21 protein-coding genes and 1 riboswitch are annotated in these 25,291 nt (G+C 38.0%); of the genes, 8 read left to right on the top strand and 13 right to left on the bottom strand.

Features of this window, described 5'->3' with window-relative positions; translation table 11 throughout:
• Positions 1-9: 9 nt before the first annotated feature.
• The 8 genes from Q5760_RS08060 to Q5760_RS08025 all read right to left on the bottom strand — a co-directional run bounded on the left by Q5760_RS08060 (position 10) and on the right by Q5760_RS08025 (position 6,665).
• Positions 10-1,332 (bottom strand): GntP family permease, encoded by a 1,323-nt coding sequence (locus tag Q5760_RS08060; RefSeq protein ID WP_428911679.1) that lies wholly within the window; start codon positions 1,330-1,332, stop codon positions 10-12.
• A gap of 386 nt (positions 1,333-1,718) precedes the next feature.
• Positions 1,719-2,240: a DUF1349 domain-containing protein gene (locus Q5760_RS08055; protein ID WP_428911678.1), complete on the bottom strand. Its 522-nt coding sequence runs from the start codon at positions 2,238-2,240 to the stop codon at positions 1,719-1,721.
• Positions 2,241-2,292: 52 nt separating this feature from the next.
• Positions 2,293-2,547: a hypothetical protein gene (locus Q5760_RS08050; RefSeq protein WP_428911677.1), complete on the bottom strand. Its 255-nt coding sequence runs from the start codon at positions 2,545-2,547 to the stop codon at positions 2,293-2,295.
• A gap of 689 nt (positions 2,548-3,236) precedes the next feature.
• On the bottom strand, positions 3,237-4,829 hold the full coding sequence (locus Q5760_RS08045) for a bifunctional metallophosphatase/5'-nucleotidase (RefSeq protein WP_428911676.1): 1,593 nt from the start codon (positions 4,827-4,829) through the stop codon (positions 3,237-3,239).
• A 312-nt stretch (positions 4,830-5,141) separates the two neighbouring features.
• Positions 5,142-5,468 carry a hypothetical protein gene (locus tag Q5760_RS08040; protein ID WP_428911675.1) on the bottom strand — a complete coding sequence of 109 codons (327 nt, stop codon included), beginning with the start codon at positions 5,466-5,468 and terminating at the stop codon, positions 5,142-5,144.
• A 96-nt stretch (positions 5,469-5,564) separates the two neighbouring features.
• Positions 5,565-5,666, bottom strand: a riboswitch (SAM riboswitch).
• An 87-nt stretch (positions 5,667-5,753) separates the two neighbouring features.
• Positions 5,754-6,035, bottom strand: a complete 282-nt coding sequence (locus Q5760_RS08035; protein WP_428911674.1) for a DUF3784 domain-containing protein — start codon at positions 6,033-6,035, stop codon at positions 5,754-5,756.
• 23 nt (positions 6,036-6,058) lie between these two features.
• Positions 6,059-6,430 carry a hypothetical protein gene (locus Q5760_RS08030; protein ID WP_428911673.1) on the bottom strand — a complete coding sequence of 124 codons (372 nt, stop codon included), beginning with the start codon at positions 6,428-6,430 and terminating at the stop codon, positions 6,059-6,061.
• 22 nt (positions 6,431-6,452) lie between these two features.
• Positions 6,453-6,665: a helix-turn-helix transcriptional regulator gene (locus tag Q5760_RS08025; protein ID WP_428911672.1), complete on the bottom strand. Its 213-nt coding sequence runs from the start codon at positions 6,663-6,665 to the stop codon at positions 6,453-6,455.
• A 199-nt stretch (positions 6,666-6,864) separates the two neighbouring features.
• Between Q5760_RS08025 and Q5760_RS08020 the strand changes: the two genes are divergently transcribed.
• On the top strand, positions 6,865-7,275 hold the full coding sequence (locus tag Q5760_RS08020) for a hypothetical protein (protein WP_428911671.1): 411 nt from the start codon (positions 6,865-6,867) through the stop codon (positions 7,273-7,275).
• A 188-nt stretch (positions 7,276-7,463) separates the two neighbouring features.
• Here the strand turns inward: Q5760_RS08020 and Q5760_RS08015 are convergent, their stop codons facing one another.
• Both Q5760_RS08015 and Q5760_RS08010 read right to left on the bottom strand, forming a co-directional pair.
• On the bottom strand, positions 7,464-8,336 hold the full coding sequence (locus Q5760_RS08015) for an SDR family oxidoreductase (protein ID WP_428911670.1): 873 nt from the start codon (positions 8,334-8,336) through the stop codon (positions 7,464-7,466).
• Positions 8,337-8,428: 92 nt separating this feature from the next.
• Positions 8,429-9,079 (bottom strand): YdeI/OmpD-associated family protein, encoded by a 651-nt coding sequence (locus Q5760_RS08010; RefSeq protein ID WP_428911669.1) that lies wholly within the window; start codon positions 9,077-9,079, stop codon positions 8,429-8,431.
• Between the two features lie 266 nt (positions 9,080-9,345).
• Between Q5760_RS08010 and Q5760_RS08005 the strand changes: the two genes are divergently transcribed.
• From Q5760_RS08005 to Q5760_RS07985, 5 genes are all read left to right on the top strand, one after another.
• Positions 9,346-9,510: a hypothetical protein gene (locus tag Q5760_RS08005; RefSeq protein ID WP_428911668.1), complete on the top strand. Its 165-nt coding sequence runs from the start codon at positions 9,346-9,348 to the stop codon at positions 9,508-9,510.
• A gap of 286 nt (positions 9,511-9,796) precedes the next feature.
• Positions 9,797-10,774, top strand: a complete 978-nt coding sequence (locus Q5760_RS08000; RefSeq protein ID WP_428911667.1) for a cation diffusion facilitator family transporter — start codon at positions 9,797-9,799, stop codon at positions 10,772-10,774.
• Between the two features lie 117 nt (positions 10,775-10,891).
• A complete protein-coding gene (locus Q5760_RS07995; protein ID WP_428911666.1) occupies positions 10,892-13,225 on the top strand; it encodes a helix-turn-helix domain-containing protein in 2,334 nt (777 codons plus the stop codon).
• A gap of 411 nt (positions 13,226-13,636) precedes the next feature.
• Positions 13,637-15,037 (top strand): MFS transporter, encoded by a 1,401-nt coding sequence (locus Q5760_RS07990; RefSeq protein WP_428912525.1) that lies wholly within the window; start codon positions 13,637-13,639, stop codon positions 15,035-15,037.
• 104 nt (positions 15,038-15,141) lie between these two features.
• Complete coding sequence (locus Q5760_RS07985; protein ID WP_428911665.1) at positions 15,142-16,329, top strand: M20 family metallopeptidase; 1,188 nt, start codon at positions 15,142-15,144, stop codon at positions 16,327-16,329.
• A 371-nt stretch (positions 16,330-16,700) separates the two neighbouring features.
• Here the strand turns inward: Q5760_RS07985 and mobV are convergent, their stop codons facing one another.
• Positions 16,701-17,519 carry a MobV family relaxase gene (gene mobV / locus Q5760_RS07980; RefSeq protein ID WP_428911664.1) on the bottom strand — a complete coding sequence of 273 codons (819 nt, stop codon included), beginning with the start codon at positions 17,517-17,519 and terminating at the stop codon, positions 16,701-16,703.
• Positions 17,520-17,665: 146 nt separating this feature from the next.
• The gene (locus Q5760_RS07975; protein ID WP_428911663.1) at positions 17,666-17,797 is read right to left on the bottom strand and encodes a sporulation histidine kinase inhibitor Sda; all 132 of its coding nucleotides are present in this window, start codon (positions 17,795-17,797) and stop codon (positions 17,666-17,668) included.
• Positions 17,798-17,964: 167 nt separating this feature from the next.
• On the opposite strand from Q5760_RS07975, the gene Q5760_RS07970 reads away from it, so the two are divergent.
• Together Q5760_RS07970 and Q5760_RS07965 are read left to right on the top strand one after the other, a co-directional pair.
• Entirely contained in the window at positions 17,965-18,657 is a 693-nt protein-coding gene (locus tag Q5760_RS07970) for a Na-translocating system protein MpsC family protein (protein WP_428911662.1), read from the top strand.
• Positions 18,658-18,987: 330 nt separating this feature from the next.
• Positions 18,988-23,979, top strand: a complete 4,992-nt coding sequence (locus Q5760_RS07965; RefSeq protein WP_428911661.1) for a phosphodiester glycosidase family protein — start codon at positions 18,988-18,990, stop codon at positions 23,977-23,979.
• 56 nt (positions 23,980-24,035) lie between these two features.
• On the opposite strand, the gene Q5760_RS07960 is transcribed toward Q5760_RS07965, so the two are convergent.
• Positions 24,036-24,977: a DMT family transporter gene (locus tag Q5760_RS07960; protein WP_428911660.1), complete on the bottom strand. Its 942-nt coding sequence runs from the start codon at positions 24,975-24,977 to the stop codon at positions 24,036-24,038.
• Positions 24,978-25,291 lie beyond the last annotated feature (314 nt).

Here is a 25,291-nt window from a genome sequence, read left to right as displayed (position 1 = left end):
CCTAATATGTTAAATTCCTAATCCAAACGAGAATAGAACAATCGCTAAAATCGTTCCGAGTAAAGGAACTATAACCGTTAAGGCTCCAAGTGCATTATAAGCATCTTGGTGTGACTCCCCACATATCCCTTTGATGGTTGTGACCGCATAACCGTTATGTGGAAGTGTATCGAGCGCACCTGACGAGATCGCAACAGTACGGTGTAATGCTTCTGGATTGACACCCATATCCATATAATGCGGAGCAAGAAGTGGCAAGGCAATGGCCTGACCTCCGGAAGATGATCCTGTCATCCCCGCAATCACACTGACCGCAATCGCTCCACCAATTAAAGGGCTACCTGGAATATTCGTCATCGCATTTACCGCTGTTTCAAAGGCTGGAACCGCTTTAGCAACCCCACCAAAACCTACTACCGCAGCTGTGTTAGCAATAGCGATTAGTGCTCCTGTGGTCCCATCTGAAACGGCATTCCAAAAGGATTTAAAATATTTACGATTTAAGACATAAGTTGCGATACATCCACCTAAAAGAGCGATAATTAAGGCGGATTGCATTAAAGCATCATGGAAAATAAATGAAATCACTAATACGACAAGTAGAGGAATTAAACTCGTGAATGGATTTGGCAGTTCACGATCCTCAGCATCAGCTGGATCATTGTCACGACTAATGAAACGTTCACCCTTTGCCACCGCTTTGGTAATCATTCTCTTTAGCCACCAATAACCAAAAATCATCATAAAGACAGCAACAATTGCACTAACTTCCCAACCTGCATAAGGAGTGGTACCTAAATATTCAATCGGAATCCAGTTTTGAATTTCGGGTGAGCCGGCAGATGTCATCGTAAAGGTTACAGAACCAAAAGCTAATGCAGCCGGAATAAACCGACGCGGAAGATCTGCTTGTTTAAATAAACTTAAAGCCATTGGATAAACACAGAATGCTACCACAAACAAACTAACCCCACCATACGTTAACACTGCACAAGCGATGACAATCGCTAATACCGCTTGTTTCATCCCCAGTTTACCAACGATCCACTGGGACACACTGCTCGCTGCGCCACTATCCTCCATGAGTTTCCCAAAAATGGCTCCTAGTAAGAACATGAGGTACCAAGAGGTCACAAAACCTGTAAATCCAGTCATATAATTTCCAACAAAGTTCGCTTCCCCTTCCCCTACTAATTGCGGAAATAATGGCATTCCACTCAACACAGCAACAAATAAGGCACTTAGTGGTCCCGCAATTAGAAGGTTCATCCCTCTCATTGTTAAGATAATAAGGATGGCTAAACCCCCAACTAAACCAATCATGCTTAACATCGCTTTTCCTCCTCTTTTCGTTAGTAACCGCTTACGGACAACAGACAGAACAGAATATAGAAAAGAAGTCCTACATGACTATTTATATAAGCCAACCTATCATTCTAGAATAAACTTTGAAAAATTTTTAAAAAAATCTAGGGACCTTTCTCATATAAAATATTTAAGCATAATAAAAAATCCCCCTGATGATTCTAAATAGGAGGATTTTCTGGTTACTGAAATTACGTGACTACACGATGTCATTTCTAGCTTTCACCCGCGTTTTACAAATAGGCCACTGTTGGGTCATTACCCAATTCTTCTATAGTAAGAAAATCGAAACGAACTTCTTGCTCTTTCCCTTGAGGACTACATGCGTATACTCCGGCTAGGATAGATGAGTTCTATGGAATATCTACGTGGGCAATTCTAATTTGATTCCACTCTTTTCCATCCCATGAATAATTTACATAACAATTTTGTTCGATTCTCGAGATCTGATAGTACAATTCTACTGTATCTTCACAATCTACATATTGGGTTGACCAATCCGAATATCCTCGGTTGGTGACGACTGCACCTAATTTACTAAATCCATCTGGTATGTATTCCAAAGACGTCTTCACCCATGTATCTTCAGAAAGTCGGATCATTAATCCTGCTTGGTCATACTTATTCCTCGGTGACAACTTCACTTTTGTTGTCATTCTAAAATTTTTATTCGTTGTTGCATAAAGAAAATGTCCATTATCTGCTTGAAAACCATAATGGGTTTTTTGCCAATAATCCGTTTCTTCATCCGTTTCTAAAACAAGTTGAGAAGCGTTTTTGTCCAAAAACCATTTTCTAGGCTCACATCTCCACTGCAACTCGTTACTTAAACGTTCACTTTCAAAATTCTCATTAAGGATCCCATTTTTCTCCATAGATATACCTCTTTCTACATCTTTGGTTCTATTGAAACACTGGACTACTTCACTATGATTTTATGATAATTAAAAATGTTCGATGGGACAGAATAACTGTCCCCGTTTCATTTTGGAACTTCAAATTCAACGGAGTAACTTCCTTTTGTTTTTGACCTTCACATTGTACGGAATGCCACTTGCTTTCTGTAATAAATTCGAAATTCCCTTCTGCATCCTCTGCAAAAGTTTTTGTAAATAGTTCTCCAGCTTTATTACGCAGCGTCATCGTAATCGTTCCCTTCTCGACCTTAACTAAATATTTCAATATAACTGTAGTCGCGTTGGGAAAACGATAATAAAAATATTTACCCCATTAAAATAGCGATATTTAGCTCGACAAGAACGAAAATGATGAGACTGATAACCTACAAAGGTATTCATTCGAAATCGGGGAATTCCTTTTTTTCATAGAATCAAGAAGACCGCAAATATAGTCAGCGTATATATAAACCCAAAAACAATTTTAACCAGTTGTGTATCCAAAAAGCGAACCCCCATACAAGTAGACCCCATTCGATTAATAGAATGGCTGTTTCCTATAAACATTGCCCTAAAAGGGCTTTTCTCTTTATCTCAAAAAATTTACGTAATAGGTTATGATAAAATTTCAGTCTGCGAGAAAACACAGATAAAAGTCCTATTTGAATAAGGCTACTAGGCACCACCTATTTGGAAATCTTCGATTCTTTAAAATGAGTACGGGCTGAATTTCCCACTCCACCATGAATCAATGAATGAACGAAAAGTAGTCATTATATTCATAAATAGATGGATCATCCCCTACCGCTAAGAAGCTGTTCCTTTACTTTTTCGTAATAAACGAGAGTAGTCCTTATCTCATTTTAAGGACTCTTGATCCTGTTTTTCTAAAAAATTTTTGTGCGATTAACTCGATCGTACCGAAACAAATAAAGGAAAGCAAATCAACATACCGTTGATTTGCTTTCCTATTATTTATCTTACTTGTATTCGATCTAGTTTTGGTGCAGAAATGGATCCCTCATAGTTTTTAATATATTCAACCATAGTATCCAGATCTGTCGGACCTGTTACCACGTTAGTCCCTTCTTTAAATACAGTAAACCCATCACCGCCAGTGGCTAAGAAATTGTTCACGGCCACACTGTAGCTTTGTTCAGGATTTAGTGGATTTCCATTCTCATCCGTAATTTCCACAATTCGTTGTCCGATAGGAGCATCTTTCTCCCATATGTAGTTCAAACCAGAGATTTGCAGCATTTTCGGATAGCTTCCACTCCATTGTTGTTCCAATGTATCCTTAATTTGTTGACCCGTCATGTCCATTGTCACGATACTATTTCCAAAAGGTTGAACGTTATAAGCCTCACCCCAAGTGATCTCACCTTGATCCAGATCTGCACGAATTCCTCCTGGATTCATGATTGCAAAATCGGTACCCATGATGGCACGTTGCGAATCTGCAACCACATTGCCAAGAGCCGATTCTCCGCTATCATCTTGTTCTCTTGTTAGGGCTGTATCTGCTTGTCCGATGACTTCATTGACTAATGGAGCAATTTGTTCGCTATAGGATTCTACCATTGCTTTGATTTCAGCATCAGGTTGGATTCCTTCATGGTAAGTCGTTACAATTTCAGCTTCCTTTTTCACAATATCCTTTGTTTTGGGGTCGATCAATAAATCGACATCCGAGAAAGCAGTTCCGTTTGCATAAGATTGTACAATTAACTTATTATCAACGGTTGTATTGGCATAGCCGTGATTATGGGCACCAAAAATGACATCCACTTCATCATCCACATGATTAGCGATTTCTACGACATCTCCAGAAGGATTGGAGCCATCTTGATTAGAAGAAACAGGGTTATGGGCTAATACAACGATTGCCTCGACCCCTTTTTCCTTTAATTCTTGGGCTGCCTTATTAATGGCTTCCACTTCATCAGTAAATTCAACACTTTCAATCCCGCTTGGAAGAACAATACTTTTTGTTTCCGTTGTCACTACCCCAATAAAACCGATTGGCATCCCATTTACCTTTTTAATCACATATGGAGGTAAAATCGGTTCACCTGTTTCTTTATCGACTACATTTGCCGAGGTAAATGGAAAGTTTGCCCCTTCAAAATAGCCTGTTGTTTCATGTTCTCCCCCATATAATAGGCGGTTTAATTCGTCCACCCCTTCGTCAAATTCATGATTTCCGAGTCCACCTACATCAAACCCTACCTTATTTAAAAATTCAATGGTGGGTTCATCTTGTAGCAAGGATGAAACGGGAGCACTTGCTCCAACAGCATCTCCAACTTGAACAAGTAATGTATTTTTATTCTCCTGTTCGTACTTTTTCAAATAAGCGGCTAAATATTCAGCTCCACCTACTTGTTTTCCCCCTACAGTCCGATACACATCCAATTGTCCGTGAAAATCATTAATCCCTAATAATTGAACAGGAATATACCTATTTTCATGGTTTGCATGCTCTGGGGGCGCAGCAGAAACGGTTGTTCCTAGCAGTGATAGTGATAAAACACAAGCTGGAATGATTTTTTTCATTTTTATCATTTTCATAACCTCCTAAATCTATTACTTTTACAATATACTAATAGTGTTAATTTAATAGATAAGGAAGAATAAAAATTGTGTAAATAAAAATAGGTCCTTTTTCGATATGACAAATGACTTATTTGTTCGACTATTGTACTCAAAAATCTTTCATTACTTTCTAACTTTTTTATCGCTTTTTCACTTAGAAAATTTGTAGCATTTATGAATCCAAAATCTAACTTCTATACAAATACGATCCAGTTCCTATTCTATTAATTCATCATGCTAGGAACTGGTATCTTATTTTAAAACAAATATTCCTTCGCCTTCTTACCCCATCACAACGTTTAAATAATTCCCGCAATCATTCCTTATGGCCACTCCCTGTTCCTCTAATTCCTTCCAAATGACCCGATCCAAAGAATAGGGACCTTTTGTCTGAAGGTGATGAATGTCCTGGTCAGTTAATTGTAGGCTATAAAAAGTATCATTGTGATTAATGACAAATTCATATTGTACGCCTTTCATGACCATGACTTCATAGGTTTCATCCCATTCCTTCAGCTGTCTTTCTACTGAGATCGCAACATGTTTTAGAAAATTCTCTGTGCTGTAATTTTTGGCCATGATTCCTCTCGCAAATCCGTTTGTATTCATTTTATCTCTCTCCTTCTTAATTTTTGTTATCAAGGTCAGGCTTTTACTCCAATAAAAAACCCCTTTTAGCCATGGAAGCAAAAGGGGTTTTCGTCCGATTTATCATCCAAAGCAATTGCTTTGCTGGTTGAAGCACCTTACCTTAGCAGGTTGCTGTGACGTCATTGAGCCAGATCTCTTAGCCACTCTTGATAACTATTCATTTATAAATCTATTATAACGGATTCGTGAATGGTCGACAAGTCACAAAGGAATTTGTCACTTTAGGGATGCCTCATATAGTGGCTATTCAACCATTTTTGTGTTTACATATCCAAGTAAAATAATATAACCAATGATCATGATAGAGAATAGTATTTTTTCGCTATTAGGGTAGTTTAAAAAACCTCCAACCAACATAACAATCCCAATCATCAAGCTATAAGAACCAACTATTTTTGCTAATTTATCTTGCTCTTTAACACGTTTTTGATTGAATCCTGATAATATCCAAGTTTGCTTTTTAATTCCTATCAGAAAAGCCAGGACAAACAGAACAATTGCAGTAATTAGTAACGGTTGATTCATTTTTACACCTCTTTGTGTTCATTTTATTTTCTTCTCACGATCAAAGGAACAATATAGTAAGAAAGAACGAATGTGATGGTTAGATAAATCAGTAAATAACTTGTATTGATTGAAAATCTGTTGAGGATTTGTTCTGAAACTAACAAGTAAACAAAAAGCAGAAGGTTTGAAATTGAAAAGGTTTGTAGGGATGCTTGTTTAATGTTGTGATTAACTCTTTCGTCAAATTCAATTTCGTCACTTGTTTCTTGCTTCTTTACTCTGAACCATTTTGCACTTCCTACTCCAATAAGAAGCCCAACTATTATTCCCCATTGTATTTGTCCTGTTATTGTGTACACGATTCCGTAACCGATAACCGAACTAATTAATATAGTTAGAAAATGAAGTTGCATGGACTAATTCCTCCTTTATATGTTATTCCTCTACCCAAAATAATTCATCCAATGAACGTTCTAAATGCTTGCTAATGAGTAAACAAACTTTAATAGTCGGATTATATTTTTGTGCTTCGATTAGACTCATCGTTTGTCTTGTTACCCCAACTAATTTTGCCAATTCTCCTTGAGTTAAATTTTCTTTTTCAATACGGGCAATTTTTACTTTATTTTTTACTGATATCTCCTTCAACCTTTTTATTCACTCCCTTGGATTACACACTTAAATTGTAACATATAATTTACATTATTAAAATATAAATTACTTTTTTCTTTTAATTGAAACACGAGAACCGGCCCCATGTTGCTAGACAAATTTGTTAGATTCAGTAATAATTAGAATTATTTAACAATAAAGGGTGATTTTTATTAATAAAGATAAATTAACAAGAATGATCAAGGAAATCTTGTGGATGGACACGACGAATTACAGTCTACAAAACCTTACATTATCTAACCTAGAAAAGAAAATGAAAGAAGAACATTTCGATAACAACCTGATAAAAGACTTAATTAAAATTTTGGAACAGAGGATAGACAAATTGGGAGAAAAAGAATTTCAAAATTGGCTTTATCATCTCGACTTCAAATGCCCAGAAGAATTTCAAGATGAAAGTGTTACCATCAAGATGTATGAAAACTCTTCTTCTTGGATCGAAGAAGAAATCGTTAAGTTAGAAAAAGAAATAAAACTCTCTTGGGAAGAACAATCTGAAGACCTAGAAGAATTCCATATAAAAGCTAGAAAAGTCCAATTAGTAATTAGACATCGGTTATACGAGGTTGTTTTAGCCTTATTGTAATCTCAATAACTCAAAGAAATTCATTGATTCGTAAAAAACAGGGTCAGTCTTTCCTGCTTGACTGTTTAAGCAAACAAGGAGACTGACCCTTATAGATATAACTTATATATTCTACTCAAGAAAAACTTCTTATCATTTGAATCGTCGCTTGTTTCTACAAAATGAAACAGCAAGAACCGTCCCCGTGTTTATCCTCCTACAATCGTTCCACCGTTGACGTGGAGGGTTTGTCCACTGACATAAGCAGAATCATCTGAGGCCAGATAAACATAGGTAGGCGCTAATTCGTATGGTTGTCCTGCTCTTCCCATTGGTGTATTTGAGCCGAACGTGGCAACCTGATCGGCTGGAAACGTGGAGGGAATCAGCGGTGTCCAAATCGGTCCCGGGGCTACCGCATTGACTCGGATTCCTTGAGAGGCAAGTGACATGGCCAGTGAGCGCGTAAAGGAAACAACCGCCCCTTTTGTTGCGGAATAATCAATCAACTGTTCATTCCCCTTATAGGCTGTAATGGAAGCTGTATTAATGATAGAAGCCCCTTCTTTCAAATTAGGTAATACCTGTTGGGTCATGTAGAAAAAGGAAAAAATATTAGTCCGGAACGTTTTCTCCAGCTGTGCAGATGTGATATCTAATAGACTCTTTTGCGGATGCTGCTCAGCCGCATTATTAACGAGAATTTCTAAGTGACCGAACTCTGACTGTATTTTACCGACAACATCTTTACAAAAATCTTCATTGCCGATATCCCCGGCATACAATAGGCATTTACGCCCTTCCTTCTCAATCAGTCGCTTTGTTTCATCGGCATCCTCATGTTCGTCTAAATACACAATCGCAACATCCGCCCCTTCTTTCGCAAATAAAAGGGCAACAGCCTTTCCAATCCCACTATCTCCACCCGTAATGATCGCTGTTTTACCAGCAAGTTTTCCACTCGCTTTGTATGTAGGGCTTTGTGAAATGGGACGGGGATTCATTTCTGTTTCGACTCCAGGCTGCTTGTTTTGATGTTGTGCGGGAAACGTTGGCTTTTTTTGATTTTGACTGCTACTCATTCCTAACTACCTCCAAGTGATCAATTCACCTATTAGTTTTAGAAATAAGGCTTAAAATTATTAGCTTGAAACACGAGAACCGTCCCCTCGTTTCACCTTTTTTGTAAACGATACAAATCCATCGTTTTATATCCTTGGGACAACACGTCTACCATTTGTGCCTGCCGATTTTCCCTAGTGACTTGTTGCTTTGCGGAAAAGATATAACGTGCCCAATCTCTCCGATATCCAGGTGTTAGCCCTTGATAGAATTTTAGCTCATTCGGATGATCTGCTAACAGCTTTTCTACATCAGGAACTTGATTTTCGTAATCCGCTACACATTGGCTTGAGGCTGTGGACTTTTTCATTTTTCGTTTTTCCCGCTTTAAACCAACGACCGTAAAGACGTCATCCATCCCGACCATCCTCGAAAATTTGATTTCACTATCTTTTACATACCCATCTTTGTCAACTTTCAATGTTGGAAAGATTTCATCTCGATGTATAAAGGTTTCATACCGCTTATTCCCTTTTTTCGGATAAGCAAAGAACAAGTATCCTTTTTCAAGTAGCAGCTCTTCATCTATCACTTTTTTCGTAAACTCTACCATCTCGTCAATCGTTTCAATAAAAATAAAAATGGCATCATGATTGCCTGTTAACTTTGTTTGATATCCCTGAAATAAATCAAAATCATTCGGTTCATTCAAAACGGGTAGATTTTTATATTTAATAAGGTTTAATTTATCAATTATGGTCATCCTTTTCTCCTTTTTATCATTTATAGTATAATTTCCTATTCATCTCTTCTAACCTTAATTCTACTGTTCCTTCTTATAGATCGTAAAGAGATTAAAATGATTTGTGCCCCGTTAAATTTGATACAGAATAAGGTGGGCACATATGAATACACTACGAATACTTATCACTTTTGAATGGTGTGAACTTTTTCATATTTCGATAGTATTTATTGTTATATTATTAATGATAGAGTTTAATTTCTAAAACCGATAAGGAGGAAATGAAAATGGAATCAACGAGAGAGGAAAAGACCATGCGTCTACATGATCTTCTTCAAGATGCCTTAAAACCTATGATAGAGAAAATAGAAACATTAGAAGAAGAACTAAAAGTCTTACGTGAAGGGCAAGAAAAAATTCTAAAACGATTAGCTGAAAAGACAGAATCATAAGTATAGGTCAAATATGAAACCTATATTAAAGAGTCCAATTTCAAGGGTTCGCACACAAATGAAATTGGACTTTTTACGTTTTCTCAAGACTTCCTATTATAGGATTCATCTCATCCAATTCCAAACCCACTTTCTCCTCTTTTCCCCCCTTTTCTTCCTTCATTTTCCCTGAATAAAGCAATTACAAATATTTGCACTTTTAAAAGATATCTCTGACATAAATACGAAAAAAAGATTAATACTAATGCAAGGAAGTCATTGCATTGGGGATCGAATGGAGGAAATTATGGCACAAAAAGAAAGTATATTAAAAAAAGGAAATAAATCATCTCTTATTGCAGCAATTGTTAATACAATTATTGCCACCATTAAAGGAACGGCTTACTTTATTACGGGAAATGTCGCGATGTTTGCAGAGACGATGCATTCTCTAGGAGACGCCGCCAACCAATTTTTCGTTTTCATCGGAAGTGCGTTAAGTAAAAAAGCGCCGACAGACCGTTATCCAAATGGATTCGGTCGGCTTGTCAATTTAGTTTTATTGGGAGCGGTTATTATCGTCGGGATCATGAGTTACGAAACGATTAAAGAAGGATATCTTCATATTCTCCACCCGGTCGAATCAACGGGAATTCTCATTAATCTTTCCGTCCTAGCAGCAGCCGTTCTATTAGAGTCATATGTTCTTTATAAAGCCATGAAAGAAGTGCTCCATGAAACTCATGTTGAGGCTAAAGGACTTGCAATTGTTGGTAAAAGTTTTAGTAGTTTAAACCGAGCGAAGCCTGCGACAAAACTGGTTTTTATGGAAGATTTAGTCGCTACATTTGGTGGAATCATTGCGATTATTGGAATATTGCTTTCCTATTTTGCAGGATGGCATGCCGCGGAAGGGATCGCTTCTATTATAATTGGGGTCATGATGTTTTATGTAGTTGGAAGAGTATTTTTAGATAATGCAAGGGGTGCCCTTGGTGAAACAGATGACGATTTGGAAGCCGAAATTGCCCAATATATCTTCCAAAACCCAGAGATTAGGGACATTCAAACGTTATTTGCCATAAAAGAAGGGGAAGACTTTCATATCGAGATGAAACTGGAAATTGATCCTTCACTAACCGTAGCTCAAGCAGACGATATAAAAGATCGCCTTAGAGGTCAAATCCTCCAAATCAAAGGGGTCACCCATGTCATCATTGAATTTGATGAAGACGATGGCAAGCAAACCTGGGAAAATTCCCTCATTTCCGGAGGTTCATCATGAATTGGACTCATTAAATAAATGAAGGTGCTAGGGACCGTCCAGAAATCCGGATGATCCCTAGCACCTTCATTTTAGCCGTGATATAATTGGCTTCTCAATAGATCATGGGGTGAGTATATGGATCAACCATTAACCGAGTTTCAAATTTCGCTGAAGAATATTCAATTTTTATCTCCAAGAATGAATCAAGGTTTGCAGTTTATTTTTGTTATTAACGGGGAGTTGACGGTGGAAACCGATCGTCGTTTTTTTGTCCTAAAAGAACAAGATTTGCTCCTCATTAATCGAAATCAACTTTATCAAGCACAAGGAAATGGAACCAATTGTGTATTAATGTTAACGATATCAGATTCTTTTATGGATCAGTACTATTCCACTTATCGAAACAGTCGATTTGATTTATTTTCTCAAGATATCGACATGGGCAGAGAAACCATGCTGGATCAAATGAGAAAGTGGCTTGTTGAATTAATGATTGCTTATAGCCGAAAAGAAGAGAGCTATCAAATAGAAATTCATCGATTCCTATGTGATATTTTACTAATCTTAATCCGCCGCTTTAAGCAAAAAGGCAGCCCCATTGAAAAAATGGATACAAACGATATTCGCTTGACGAAGATGATTGAATATATGGAAAGAAATTATCAACAAGTGATTACGCTAGACGAGATGGCCAAAAAGTTCTACCTATCGACCGGATATTTATCTCGTTATTTTAAACAAAAGATGGGCATGGGGTTTAGCCGTTATTTAATGAACATCCGCCTAAAGCACAGTGTGAAAGATTTGCTTTATACCAATGAAACGATTTTACAAATTTCGATGAAAAATGGATTTGCTAATACAAAGTCTTTTACCAATCTTTTTAAAGAAATGTATGGTATGACCCCTCATGTCTATCGCGAAACTCATCGCGAAGAACAAATCAATTCGTTTGAAAGTTTTTCGATTGAGGATGCCGAAGCCTTTATCCAGTCACCTGAAATTTTGGCCAATTTAGGAAGTATTCTGACTAAACACGATCAATCCTACAGCAATTCAGAGTCGCGTTTTGAGGAATTGCGATTAGATGTTTCAAAGTCCATTGATCGAAAAATATCCCGCCCATGTCATGTATTAATTATTCGCGAATTAAAAGAGCTGCTCAAGGATGGCGTACGATCTCAAATCCTGATGACTAAAGAAGAAATGGGTCTTGATTATGTCGGGATCAGCCATTTATTAAGTGGAAAAACGATTACAGAAGAGGTTGAAACCGATGAAGAAATTGCAACAAGTTCGCCTTACTTTAAATCGGATGTTGCTTTACATTTTATGAAAAAGAATGGACTTTCTCTTTTTATTCGAATCGAATATCAAGAAATTTCGACGAATGAGGAGGTTTATTTTCAAAAGCTGTATGGCTTTATGAAGCATTGTTTACAAGTATATGGACCCTCCTATGTAAAAAAATGGCACTTTCTCTTTTATGAACCTTATTATACCGCCGCTAAAGCGTCAGAACTAAGACGCGTGTATTTAAAAATGTATCATTTATTAAAAAAACTTGTTCACGATATACATGTGGGTGTATATTTACCATTCTCCTTTAAAGAAGAGAAAACCAGTGATCCTCATAAATGGATATTAACGGACGGAGATCATATTGATTTCATTGGCTATCATTCCAATCAAAATGAAATCGTGGATTTTCAGAATTGGAGTGATGATCGTTTTTTCTTAACGAAAGATTATTTAAAAGAAAAAACGAAAAAGATTCAATCCTTTCTTAAAAAGCATCATATGGAAAAACCGCTTCATTTGAATTCGTGGAATACCCTTTCTGGAAATACTCGTTTCACAAACGGAACTTTTTTTCGTGGCGCATTAGTGTTGAAAAGCGTTTTGGATGTAGCAAATGACGTTGAGTCGGTAGGCTTTTGGATAAATACTTCCCTACATGAAGGCCAAGGGCAAAAAATTCGTATGGAGGGTTTAGAATTATTTCATTATTTCAATGGGAAACGTCCTGCCTTTTTTGCAATGGTGTTTGCAAATAAACTAGATGGGACCATTATTGCTAAAGGTCCAGATTATCTTTTGACCAAAAATGATCGAGGCTACCAATTAGTGCTCATGAACTGTAAAACCGTGAATCCTTACTATTCCATCGAAGATGCTTTTCTACAAAAATTAAATAAAGAAATTTTTGTGCGGATTACAGGGTTAGAGAGCGGTGAATATCAGATTCGTAAACATACATTTGATAAGGATCATGGGGCGTTATATACAAAATGGTGGGATTTAAATAGTAGGCATGGAATGGATTGGGAGATTATCGAATACATTAATCGATCAAGTCACCCGGAATTAGAGCTATTTGATGAAACGATTGAAAATGAATGGTCTTTTTATACTTATTTAACCATCAATGCGATTCATTTTTTCGATATTCGAAAAGCGATCCTTTAAAAAAGTCATTGTAGCGATGTAGCTGCATTGGCTTTTTTATATTTTGGGGAGAAATGTCAAAAAACAACCTTCCTTTTTTGACATTCATCTTCGTTAGTTAAATATTTCACTTTGTGAAAGAGAAAGATGAACGAATAATGACTCACGATTTTAAGGAATGAATCTTATAATCAACTTATAGCAAACTAGATAGTAGGAAGTGAAGGAGGAAGGATTAAGAGAAACCACTGAAAAGTTCTCGTGGGTAACAGTATACCAGACCATGCATTCATCTAATTATTTTTTAAAATTCACGTTGTCGTAAATGATTTAAAAAGATCACGACAATACTAGTACTACAGCTGTTTAACTTTACTGAAGAAAAAGAGGAGGTTTTTTGTTTTGGAAACAAGTTATAAAGGCACAGACAAAATGATCATAGGAATTGTATTTGGTGTTATTACCTTCTGGTTATTTGCACAAGCTATGGTCAATGTCGTTCCAGCTGTTCAAGAAGATTTAGGAATTTCGCTTGGAACGTTAAATATTGCCATCAGTTTAACGGCTTTATTCTCAGGAATGTTTATTGTGGCTGCCGGTGGGCTTGCCGATAAAATTGGGCGTAAAAAGATTGCTAATATTGGTTTTATCTTAAGTATCATTGGTTCCCTTTGCCTCGTTTTCGCTCAAGGCTCTGCATTGCTCATTATTGGTCGTGTGATTCAAGGTCTTTCAGCAGCATGTATCATGCCTTCAACCATTGCTCTCATGAAAGCCTATTTTGAAGGAGCTGAACGCCAACGTGCACTCAGTTTCTGGTCCATTGGTTCTTGGGGCGGATCAGGGGTTGCCTCGTTTGCAGGTGGTACAATCGCAACCTATTTAGGTTGGAGATGGATTTTTATTTTTTCAATTGTCTTTGCTATCATTGGGTTGTTTTTATTAAAAGACACACCAGAAAGCAAACAAGAATCTGCAGGTCGTTTTAAATTTGACTACGCAGGCTTAGCTATCTTTATCGTTACCATGCTTGCTTTAAATGTATTTATTAGTTATGGGGCCGACTTTGGATGGACAAGCCCGCTAACTCTTGGTTTACTAGCTGTTACCATTGTTGGTTTAATTGCTTTCATTCAAGTTGAGAGAAAGAAAGACATCGTACTGATTGACTTTGCTGTTTTCAAAAACAAACCTTACACAGGTGCAACGATTTCCAATTTCTTATTGAATGGAATTGCAGGGACACTCGTTGTTGCCAATACGTACGTACAAGTCGGTCGCGGATTTTCTTCTTTCCAATCAGGGATGCTTTCTCTAGGCTATTTAGTTGCCGTACTTGCCATGATTCGTGTTGGAGAGAAAATTTTACAAAAAGTAGGAGCAAAATCACCTATGGTTTGGGGTTCCCTTATCACAACCGTTGGGGTAGCCATGATGGGATTAACGTTCTTACCTGATCTTACGTATACAATCGTCGTCTTCATTGGATTTGCCCTATTTGGTCTAGGTCTTGGAATTTATGCAACTCCATCAACTGATACCTCTGTATCAAATGCGCCTGCTGACAAAGTCGGTGAAGCTGCAGGAGTATATAAAATGGCCAGCTCTCTTGGAAGTGCATTCGGTGTAGCTATTTCAGCAACCGTGTACGGAGCCATTGCAGCAAATGGAAATCTTGAAGCAGCCGCTTCTACTGGAATTGTCGTAAACGTTATTTTCGGAATCCTTGCTATACTATCCATTATCTTTTTAGTACCAAGCGATGCCGGAAAATCCTCAAATACTGTCAAAAAAGAAACCATTAGCAACAAAAGACAGCAGATTGCTGAATAATGAAAAGAAACACGGGGACGGTTCTCCGTGTTTCATGTTAAATCCTTTGAAACGTGGGGACGGTTCTCGCGTTTCACATTAAATACTGAAGGGATGACAAGATGATGAGAAGCCAATTAATGGAAATGTTAGAATCTCGTAAGGATGAAATCATTGAAATCCGCAGACATCTACATGAAAATCCTGAGCTTTCTTTTAAAGAAGAAAAAACCTCACAATATATTTTAGATTTTTATAAAGACAAGGACGTAGAAGTTCAATCAAATGTCGGAAATGGATACGGAATTGTCGTGACAATCAAAGGTGGCAAACCCGGTAAAAACATTGGGTTGCGTGCCGATTTTGATGCACTCCCAATCGTCGAAGAAACCGATGTCCCTTTTAAATCTAAAAATGAAGGCGTTATGCATGCGTGTGGTCATGATGGTCATACAGCCTATTTGTTAGTGTTAGCAGACTGCTTGATTCAATTAAAAGATGAAATCCCAGGTACGATCAAAATTATTCACCAGCATGCGGAAGAAGTACCACCAGGCGGGGCCAAAAGTATCGTAGAATCTGGCGTACTTGACGATTTAGATCATGTCTTTGGTATCCATATATTGCCTATCGGTCCAGCTGGAATGGTTGGATATCATGCGGGATATACGTTTAACGGTCGTGCTTATATGAAATTAAAAATTCAAGGTCGCGGCGGACACGGTTCTTCCCCTCATCTAGCAAATGATGCCATTGTAGCGGGGGCGCATTTTGTGACAGCTGCTCAAACCATTATTAGCCGTCGCTTAAGTCCTTTTGATATTGGAGTTATTACCATTGGGTCTTTTGATGGAAAAGGAACGTTCAATGTCATTAAAGACAGCGTAGAGCTTGAAGGCGATATTCGTTATATGACCGTTGAAACAAAAGAAAAGATTGAAAAAGAAGTGAAACGGATTTCCAAAGGAATTGAAGAAGAATTTGGTGTAACATGTGAATTAACGTATGAGAATGATTATCCACCTTTATATAATGATCCTGAGTTAACAGAACAAGTTGCCGAAATTCTTAAAAATGCGAATGATCCAGCCATTAAAGAAGTGAAAGAAAGTCCAGCGATGTCGCCATCTGAAGACTTTGCTTATTATGCGGAAAAATTCCCATCCTGCTTCTTCTTTATTGGTTGTACACCAAAAGGAGAAAAGGATCCATATTTTAATCATCACCCTAAATTTGATATCGACGAAGACTCCCTTCTCGTTGCTGCAAAAGCAGTCGGACATGTTGTTTGCGGTTTTTATGGAATAGAATAGCACAAATAAGGTCAGTCCCCCACTGCTTTGATACTGTAGCAGACAGGAGGATGACCTTTTTTTAATATGTATTTAATTTTCTTATCGGTTCTCCCTCTAAGTAAGCTTGAATATCTTCTACAGCTTGCTTATAAAAGTAGTCATATTACGATGATTATTTTAGGTCTTTACCAACCATATCACTTGGTATGTTGAAAAAAAAGTGCAGGCATTATCCGATGGATTAATACCTGCCACTCTCACTCTCTTTGAGCTACGCGTATAAATTTCGGGGTGGATGCTCCCCCTTCAGCATGTTCTTACTGGTTCAATCTGGAGTCATTCTCTTTTTATCCGCTTATCTTTTTAAGAGCAGATGTTCATTGCCTTTCTTAGTGGGACACGGGACCTGTCCCTTTGTCCCTGTTACCTTGGAGTTTTTTATTCTCCTTTTTAAGATGCTCATTTTCTATTTTAAGTTCATCTACAGCTTTCTCTAAAGTTTCCATTTTTCTTACATCATCTAGGGACTTCCTTAAGTGTACTAAGCGGAGATCGATGTCCTTGATGGACTGCTCCATACTTTGTTTTTCTAATTGTTTCTCATATAAAGTATGTTTTAATTCACCAATCTCATCGTTTAAGGTTTTAACCTTACGTCCTAGTGTTGTTACATCATCTCGAGTAGACTTTTTTACTCCCTTTTGTAACTCAAAGCCTTGCTTCTGCAAATACCTTAAAAACTCAGACTGAATCCACCGTAGTTCCGTTTGATTAAAGACATGTTTTCCTTGTAACTTCCCATTGCGCATTGGTACTACTCCTATACGGATATAGGATTTTTTTTCATCACTAATTACAATCGCATAGGCAATGTTCTGACTTCCATATCGCATCGAGAACCAGCTATAGCTCTCTTCAAAAAAGCGCTTTTGATCATTTGAAGGCAATTGATCAAAGAAATTCTGATCAGACGTAATCAATAACTCGTTGACAAGGACGGCATCCTTCCTTATTTTTCTTGCATCGTTTTTTTGACTTTCAATGATCTCTTGCGCTCGTCTGTAATAGTCTATTCTCCCATCATTCACTAAATCATACATGAACTGATTCTGTTTCCAATCGATCTGGCTTTCTCTCAGTTTTAAAAATTGATTATCTTTTAAATCATGCGATTTCATTTTCCTCATGAAGCAAATAATCTCACTCATACTTATCCACCACTTTAACTCTTCAATATGTCGTGTTAAAAGAGTGAAGGGATAGAATACCTACGCTAATCTATAAATCTATGGGGTATGGGAATTTTTTAAAAATGACCCTTAATAAAAAAGCGTTGGTTAAAATACCAATCTTTCTACCTTTCGATTCTAATCCCTCTCCGTTCAATTTCCTTTCTTAATAAAAGGATAAAGTCCTTATCTAACTTCTGTTCGACGGCTTTATCATAAGCCTCTACTAATTTTTCATTGCTTACACTCGAAAACATATCAAACTCCTATCAGTGGAATGGCATCCTATCCCTCCACCAATTTCCATTATAAGCTATATAAGATAATAAATAACTATAAAAAGTTTTGTAAATGTTACCAATATTGCTTAGCTTTTTGGGGAAAATAAAATATATTACCTTTTTTTGAAAGGAGCCTACTTATTTTGGAATCAAAACAATCCTCAGAGTTAAGCACCTATATTAGTAAAATTCTTCGGAGTAACTTTGGTAAAGGACCGGAGTCTGTATATGTTTCGATCAGTGATACCTTTATTACCTTTTATATCAGAAATTTTCTATCCCCTACAGAAAAGGTTTTAATGGCACAAAAGCAAGAAGAAATCGTTCAACAGACAAGAGATTTGGTCATGCAAACATTGGTCCCTGAAATAAAAGCCTACATAGAAATTGTGACGGGGATGGAAATCCGGGAGTTTTATTTTGATTGGGGACTTCATAATAAATCAGCGATGTTTACAGGAATATCTACAGATTCAACTCGTACGGAAAAGGCTGTAATGGAAGATTATTTGGGAAAAGAAGACATTCATCGTGAAATTGTAAACTTGAGCAGAGAATCCGAAAAGATACCCGAAGAAATCTATTCTTGCAAATTAAATCCACGTACATTACTTGTCATTCGAAATGGAATATTGGTCAGAATTGAAAAACAATTAATTAGACAAGGAATGAGAGAACATCTCACCTTAGCCAAAAGAGCCGTTGAAAAAGAACTCTTACATAATAACAACCATTTTGAACAGATTTTACAAACAAAAGTGATGGATATTTATGTTGACTGGGACTTTGACTTAGACAAAAGTGTCATCGTTTTCATTACAAACCCCACTCAATAAGAGGTACCTGCACAAAATAAGGTGCCAGGCACCATCCAATTTTTGGAAGGTACCTGGCACTTCTTTTTAAACCTCTCACATTCCCCTCTTCCCTTTCCCCATAAACGTTCTACGACAAATCTAGCGTAAAATATTTTATATCAGACTTAAGTTTTATAATTAAGTAAAACCTTATTAAAAATCATGACTATTAGACTAGTCGTTTCTCCACCAAACGTCAGGATGTACCCCTTTCTGTGTTAATTTTACAAAATTCTATCTATTAATTTACATTAGATTGATAGATTTGAAGTGTTCATTCTATTTAATAAGGAAAGGAAGAGGAAAAACGTGGAGAGACAACTGAGATTGAAAAAGTTTTTGGCGATTGTATTAGCGCTTGTTCTAGTGATTTCGAACTTTAGTAGCGCTCTATCAATTTTGCCAGTACACGCGGAATCTAGCATTTCTCTATCAAATGGTAAAATTGAAAAGCAATCGACGGTGAATATTGCACCTGGTGTTCAACAGACCCAACTTGATGTGAGTACAGAAAAAGGTCCATTGAAAATGTACAATTTGGATATTGATCCTACGAATGACTTTGTTGAATTTGAAGCAGGTCTTTCCCAAGGGAAATTGGCTGGCTTTCAAACTGTAAGAAAACAAGCAGACGCCATCAGTAAGCCTGGATATGAGGTAGTTGGTGGAATTAATGGTGATTTTTACAATACATCTAATGGAATTCCAATCGAGGCCGTGATCCATAATGGAGAAATAATAAGAAGTGGTGGCGGTAGAAATGTCGTAGGAATTTTAAAGAATGGGGAAGTAAAAATTGGCGTGCCAAAGATCCAAATTGAAATGGATATCACTCCACAACTTACTGAGTCACAGCCAGCTTCAGTAGAACAACAAGCAGCAGCTACTCAAACTGCTCCAGTTATAGAGAATGAAACTCAAACAGAAGAGGAACCTGCTTCTACTAAGACTACAACAGAGGCAACAAACGAAAACGAAGCTGCTTCAACTGAATCGTCGTCAGAAACGAAAAATAAAAATGAAACCGATTCTTCTGAATCAACATCAGAAACGACAGACAGTAAGGAAGCAGAAGTTGACGAAACCCCTGCTCAAGAAACCATACAGCCGGATGAACTCTTAGAAGAAACAAAGAGTATTGAAGAACCAACACAATCAGAAACAACTGAAGAACAAAAAAACGAACTAGAAGCGACTGAACCAGCTGCAGAAGAACCAAAAGCTGAACAGGCCGACGGTATTTCTGCAAAAGCAGCTACTACAAACGAACCTACTTTAAATGTGCAAGCTGTACAAAATATGAAAATTAACAGCATCAATCGAGAACGAAGTGCCAATGATATTGTTTTATTTACCCCTTTTTATGACGCATCTACATTTACAAATAACAATGGAACAGAGGTCATTTTAGAGGGTGCCACCGATGTTCTAAAACCGAAAGGCGAAGTAACGGCAACGGTTAAAGAAATTCGCAAAGATCAAGGAAACTCCCCACTAGCCCAAGGACAAATGGTGTTATCTGGTGCAGGAACTGGGAAAGCAGCATTAGAACAACTTCAACCGGGCGATACCGTAACGATTCGTACAACCGTTGATGCCCCATGGGACAGTCTAGAAGAAGCCATTGGCGGTAATCATCATCTGGTACGTAATGGACAGGCTGTCGTTTCATCTGATCCATATGTTCATCCAAGAACAGCTGTCGGAATTAAAGCAGATGGATCCGTCTTTTTCACTGTGATTGATGGAAGACAACCGGGCTTTAGTGAAGGAGTTAGCCTAACGGACCTTGGTCAGATCATGAAGGACATGGGAGCTGTTGAAGCCCTTAACCTTGATGGTGGAGGTTCAGCAACATTTGTCGCACGTCAGCCAGGCGATGCTGTATTAAGTGTGGTCAACACCCCTTCTGATGGTGGCGAAAGAAATGTGGCCAACTCCTTATTGGTTGTCAGCACCGCTCCAAAAGGAACCTTGAACCATCTTACGGTTTTACCGGATAAAACCAATATTTTAACAGGAAGTCATTCAACTTTCGAAGTAAAGGGACAAGACGAATATTATCATCCTGCTGAAATCACTGGAAATGTGACATGGACCGCTGATCAAAGTCTGGGTCAATTTGATGAAAACAATGTATTCACTGCAGGTAACACAGCAGGTTCAGGATCTATAACCGCTTCTATTAATGGCATTGAAGGAAAAGCAACAGTCAACGTCGTGGACCATCTTGACAACATCACCCTCTCCCAAACACAGTTAGCCCTTGGTCAAGGGGAAACCGCGAAAATCACCGCAACAGGGTATGTAAATGGTGAAAAAGTGACCGTAGATGAAACAGCATTTACCTACAGTGTCGAAGGGGATATCGGTACAATCGATGAAAAAGGAAACTTCAAAGCCACCGATGGTACGGCGTCTGGGGTCATAAAGGTGTCATTCGGTGAACTGGTGGAGGAAATCAAAGTTGATGTTGGGAAGCCTCCGGTTATTTTAGAAGACTTTGAAGACGGAATTGCAGGCTGGTCCAAATCTGGAGCTCGTTACAACAGCATCAATATCAGCGCTGCCACGGATCCTGTTCGTTTTGGTGAGAAATCATTGCGGATTGATTATGACTTTGTCGGTCAAAAAGGAACATCGGGTGTCTATGCATGGCCTACAGAAGATATTATTATTGAAGGCTATCCCGATAAAATCGGCATGTGGTTCTACGGGGCCGGCGACGGACACTGGATTCGCGCCCAAATGCGTGACGGAAATAATGCCGCATTCCCAGTTGATTTCACGGGATCCAATCCAGGGGCTGACTGGACAGGCTGGAAGTATATTGAAGCCGAAATTCCGAAAGGCAAGACCACACCGCTTAAATTAGACCTTGCTGTGCGGGTTATGCAAACAAGTGACTCTAAGAAAAATGCAGGCACTGTGTATGTCGATAACATTCGTGCCGTATATGGGAAAACAAACGATGATTTAACCAATCCAACCTTAACCGAGGCTTTCCCGGCAGACGGTCAGGAAACCCCTGCTTTCCAACCAACAATCTCTGTGATCGCAAAAGATAATAAAGGTGGAACAGGAATTGATCCTTCTAAAATTATAATGACGCTTGATGGAGAACTTGTTTCACATACGTATGATGAAGAAACGGGAAAAATCAGCTATATACCGGAATCCTTTTTAGCTGGTGGATATCATACGGTTACGGTTCAAGTGAAAGATGGTTTTGAAAATCCTGCCAAATTGACATGGAGCTTCTTCATCACAGCCGGTTCTCACTATACCATCGAAGGACCCGAACATGTCTATGCAGGTGGAGAATTTACGCTAGATCTTACAGGTAAAGGATTAAAAGACTTAACGAAAACAAAGGCCATTTTAACCTTTGATCCAACAGCCTTACAAGTAATCGATCAAGATCAGGATGCTGAGGGAATTCAAATCAAATCTGGCGGAAATCTAAAACCTGAGAACATCGAGACGTTAACAGTGGATAATGCCAAAGGGGAAATAACACTCCAGTTACAAAACCTTGATGGAAATATGACTTTAAAAGCTACCGATTTACTTGCAAGTATTCCATTTAAAGTAAGTAACTCTGCTTCTGAAACCCTTAGAGTATCCCTTGTTGATGGGGAATTTACGTATGTTCGAGGTGATGTGAAAAATGTTTTCCATCAACCTTATGAAGTAGATGTACGCTATAAATACTCACTAGATGTTGAAGGCATTTCAGTCGGCTCAAATACGAAGCTAACAGTTAAGGATGAAGCTGGTCAACCAGTTAAAGATGTAAACATTCATCTATTAGCCCCTTCTGATTTAACAAAAGTCGGAACGGTAAAAGAGGACTCTGTTTCGATTCATAAAACAGAAGATTCAGCTTCCGAAGAAATCGATGTACTGAATAAAGATCAAAAAGTATGGGTGTTTTCTCAAGAAGCAGAAATGACTGAAATTTATTTACCAAATGGTGGAAGAGGCTTTGTGAATGCCGAGCTACTTGACATCCGTTCTGTTCCTACCCCACTAGGAACAACCGATGAAAATGGAGAAGTTTCAAGTGATCTCATTGCGTTATCTCAGCTTTCCCTTCAACTACAAGCAGAAAAAGCTGGTGAAGTCAGTGCTGTGAAAGACGTACAAATCGTTCCAGTCATCGGAGGTAAGAAACCAGAACATGTGAAACTTTCATGGAAACAAAACCCAGAAGACTCACAATCGATTACATGGAGAACCCATCCAGCTACGAAAGGAACGGTCGTTCAATACGGAAAAGCACATCCTAAAAAGGATTTTGAAGACATTAAAGTAACAACAGTAGAAGGTTCCTCTCATTTGCTAACAGACAAAGCTGGTGAAATGCGAATTCATGAAGTGACGCTTGAGGACTTAAAGCAGAAAACCACTTATTTGTATCGTGTTGGTGATGGTACGGACGAAGGCTGGTCAGAAGTCTATTCATTCACAACAGAGGCAAAGAAAGATCAACCATTTACTTTTCTTTATACGACAGATTCACAAGCACACAATGCTGCCGGAAACCAAATTTATGGCGAACTTTTACACAATGCGTTGAACGAATATCCTGAATCCCGCTTTATTTTACACGGTGGCGATATCGTTGATGACGCAGCGTTGATGAACCAATGGGAAGGTTTCTTCGATGCTACAGATGGCATTTTTGCGAAAACTCCATTCCATGCCGTACTTGGTAATCATGATGTTTATGGTGAGGGAGAAAACTACTTTAAGTCATTCTTTGAAAATCCAGAAAATGGTCCAGAGGGTCAGAAAGAATGGGTGTATTCCTTCGACTATGGCGATGTCCATTTTGCCATGTTAAATTCTGAAACCGATTCGGATGGCCTGAAGGCTCAAACAGAATGGTTAAAGCAAGATATGGCAAAAACCGATAAAAAGTGGAAGGTGGTTATGTTCCACCGTGCACCTTATGAAAGTAATCCACTCCGTGGAACAGATGCAACAAGAGCCCATTTTGCACCTGTGATTGAAGAGCTCGGCATTGATTTAGCCTTAGTTGGCCATGATCATGCTTATGCAAGAACACATGCAATGAAAGATGGACAACCCGTTCAACCTGGAGAAGGAACGGTCTATGTCATCGGCGGTTCCTCAGGTCCAAAATTCTACCCTGAAGAACACTACGACTACTTCGACTACGTCTACGGTGAAGACAAACAAATCTACACAGCCGTTCACGTAGAAAGAAACAAACTAATCATCGAAGCTAAAACCATCGATGGAGAAGTTGTAGATCGTTTTGAGTTGAAATAGAAAAACAGGGTCAGCCCCTACTGCGTTTATACTTTAGCAGACTGGGACTGACCCCTTTACATGTTTTTACCTACTGATGAATCGCTGTTTTGTATGTCAATCGCTGTCTTCGTTCTCGTTCCCCTCTCTGCTACTAGAATCGCTGAATATAAAACCAATACGATTCCTAACATCTGCCAGCCCTGAAGGCTTTCCCCTAGAAAAAGAACTCCTGTTAAGACAGCAACGATTGGTTCCATTGTTGCTAAAATGGAGGCTTTACTTGCTTCTAAATGCTTGAGTCCAAAAGTGTATAAAAGATAAGCTGTAACCGTAGCGACTAACGCTAACAATATAGATGATACCCAGACATCCCCATATTGAAATCGATCGGTCTTTTTTAAAATATCACTCGTTAATAACATAAAAATACTAGTATAAAAAAACGTGTATGTGGTTATGGTTAATGCTGAATACCGTTTACTTACCGGTTTGCTAAAGATACTATATAACGCATAACAAAATCCAGATAGAATCCCCATGAACAAAACGCTTAAAGGGATGCTTTCTTGACCAAGTGGCAGCAACCCCACAACAAATGCACACCCGATGATGGCAAGTGAGAGTGCCAGTCCCTTACGAATCGTCAAGGGTTCTTTAAAAAAGAGTCTAGAAAGAACTATTACAAACAAAGGACCTGTGTATAAAAGGGTCACCGCAAGAGATAAACTCGATTGAGAAAAAGCTTCAAAGTAAAAATAATTAAAGAAGGCGATACTAAAAATTCCAGCACCAGCAAAAAAAAGATGATCTTTCAATCTGGTACGTAATTGATCCCGACAACATAAGGTCATAAATAAAAATAAGAAAACAAAGGTAAAAATTCCTCGAATGGCCACAACGTCCCAAGCCGTAAAGCCTCGATCATATAATGGAGCGATAAATAACCCAATTAATCCCCAGCATGCTGCACCAGCAATGGTCATAGTGTAAACTTTTATATTTGATGTTTTCTCCATTTTATACACCTCGTATATAGTCAGCATACATTCAATATTGAATGAGAAGCTGTATTTAAGACCTTGATAAAGCTTTACACCATTCCATTTTTTTTGAAAATAATATAGTAAAACCGTTCTTTTATATGATCCTATTACATTTTAATTATCTGAATGTTTAGTTTCACGGAATAATAGGTAAATTATATACATTGCACATTATACTATACTCATTTTTAACCGTTCCTAAAAACATAGACATTTATAGACATTCTATAAAATAATCTGTTCAAGAGGAAAAACTCTTGCACGTAAGACGAACAGTTTTTCTTACG

The sequence above is a fragment of the Niallia sp. Kr1 genome (assembly GCF_050389805.1).
Taxonomy (GTDB): domain Bacteria; phylum Bacillota; class Bacilli; order Bacillales; family Cytobacillaceae; genus Bacillus_BD.
Note: the sequence above shows the minus strand (reverse complement) of the source record. Positions and strands in the feature narration are given on the sequence as shown.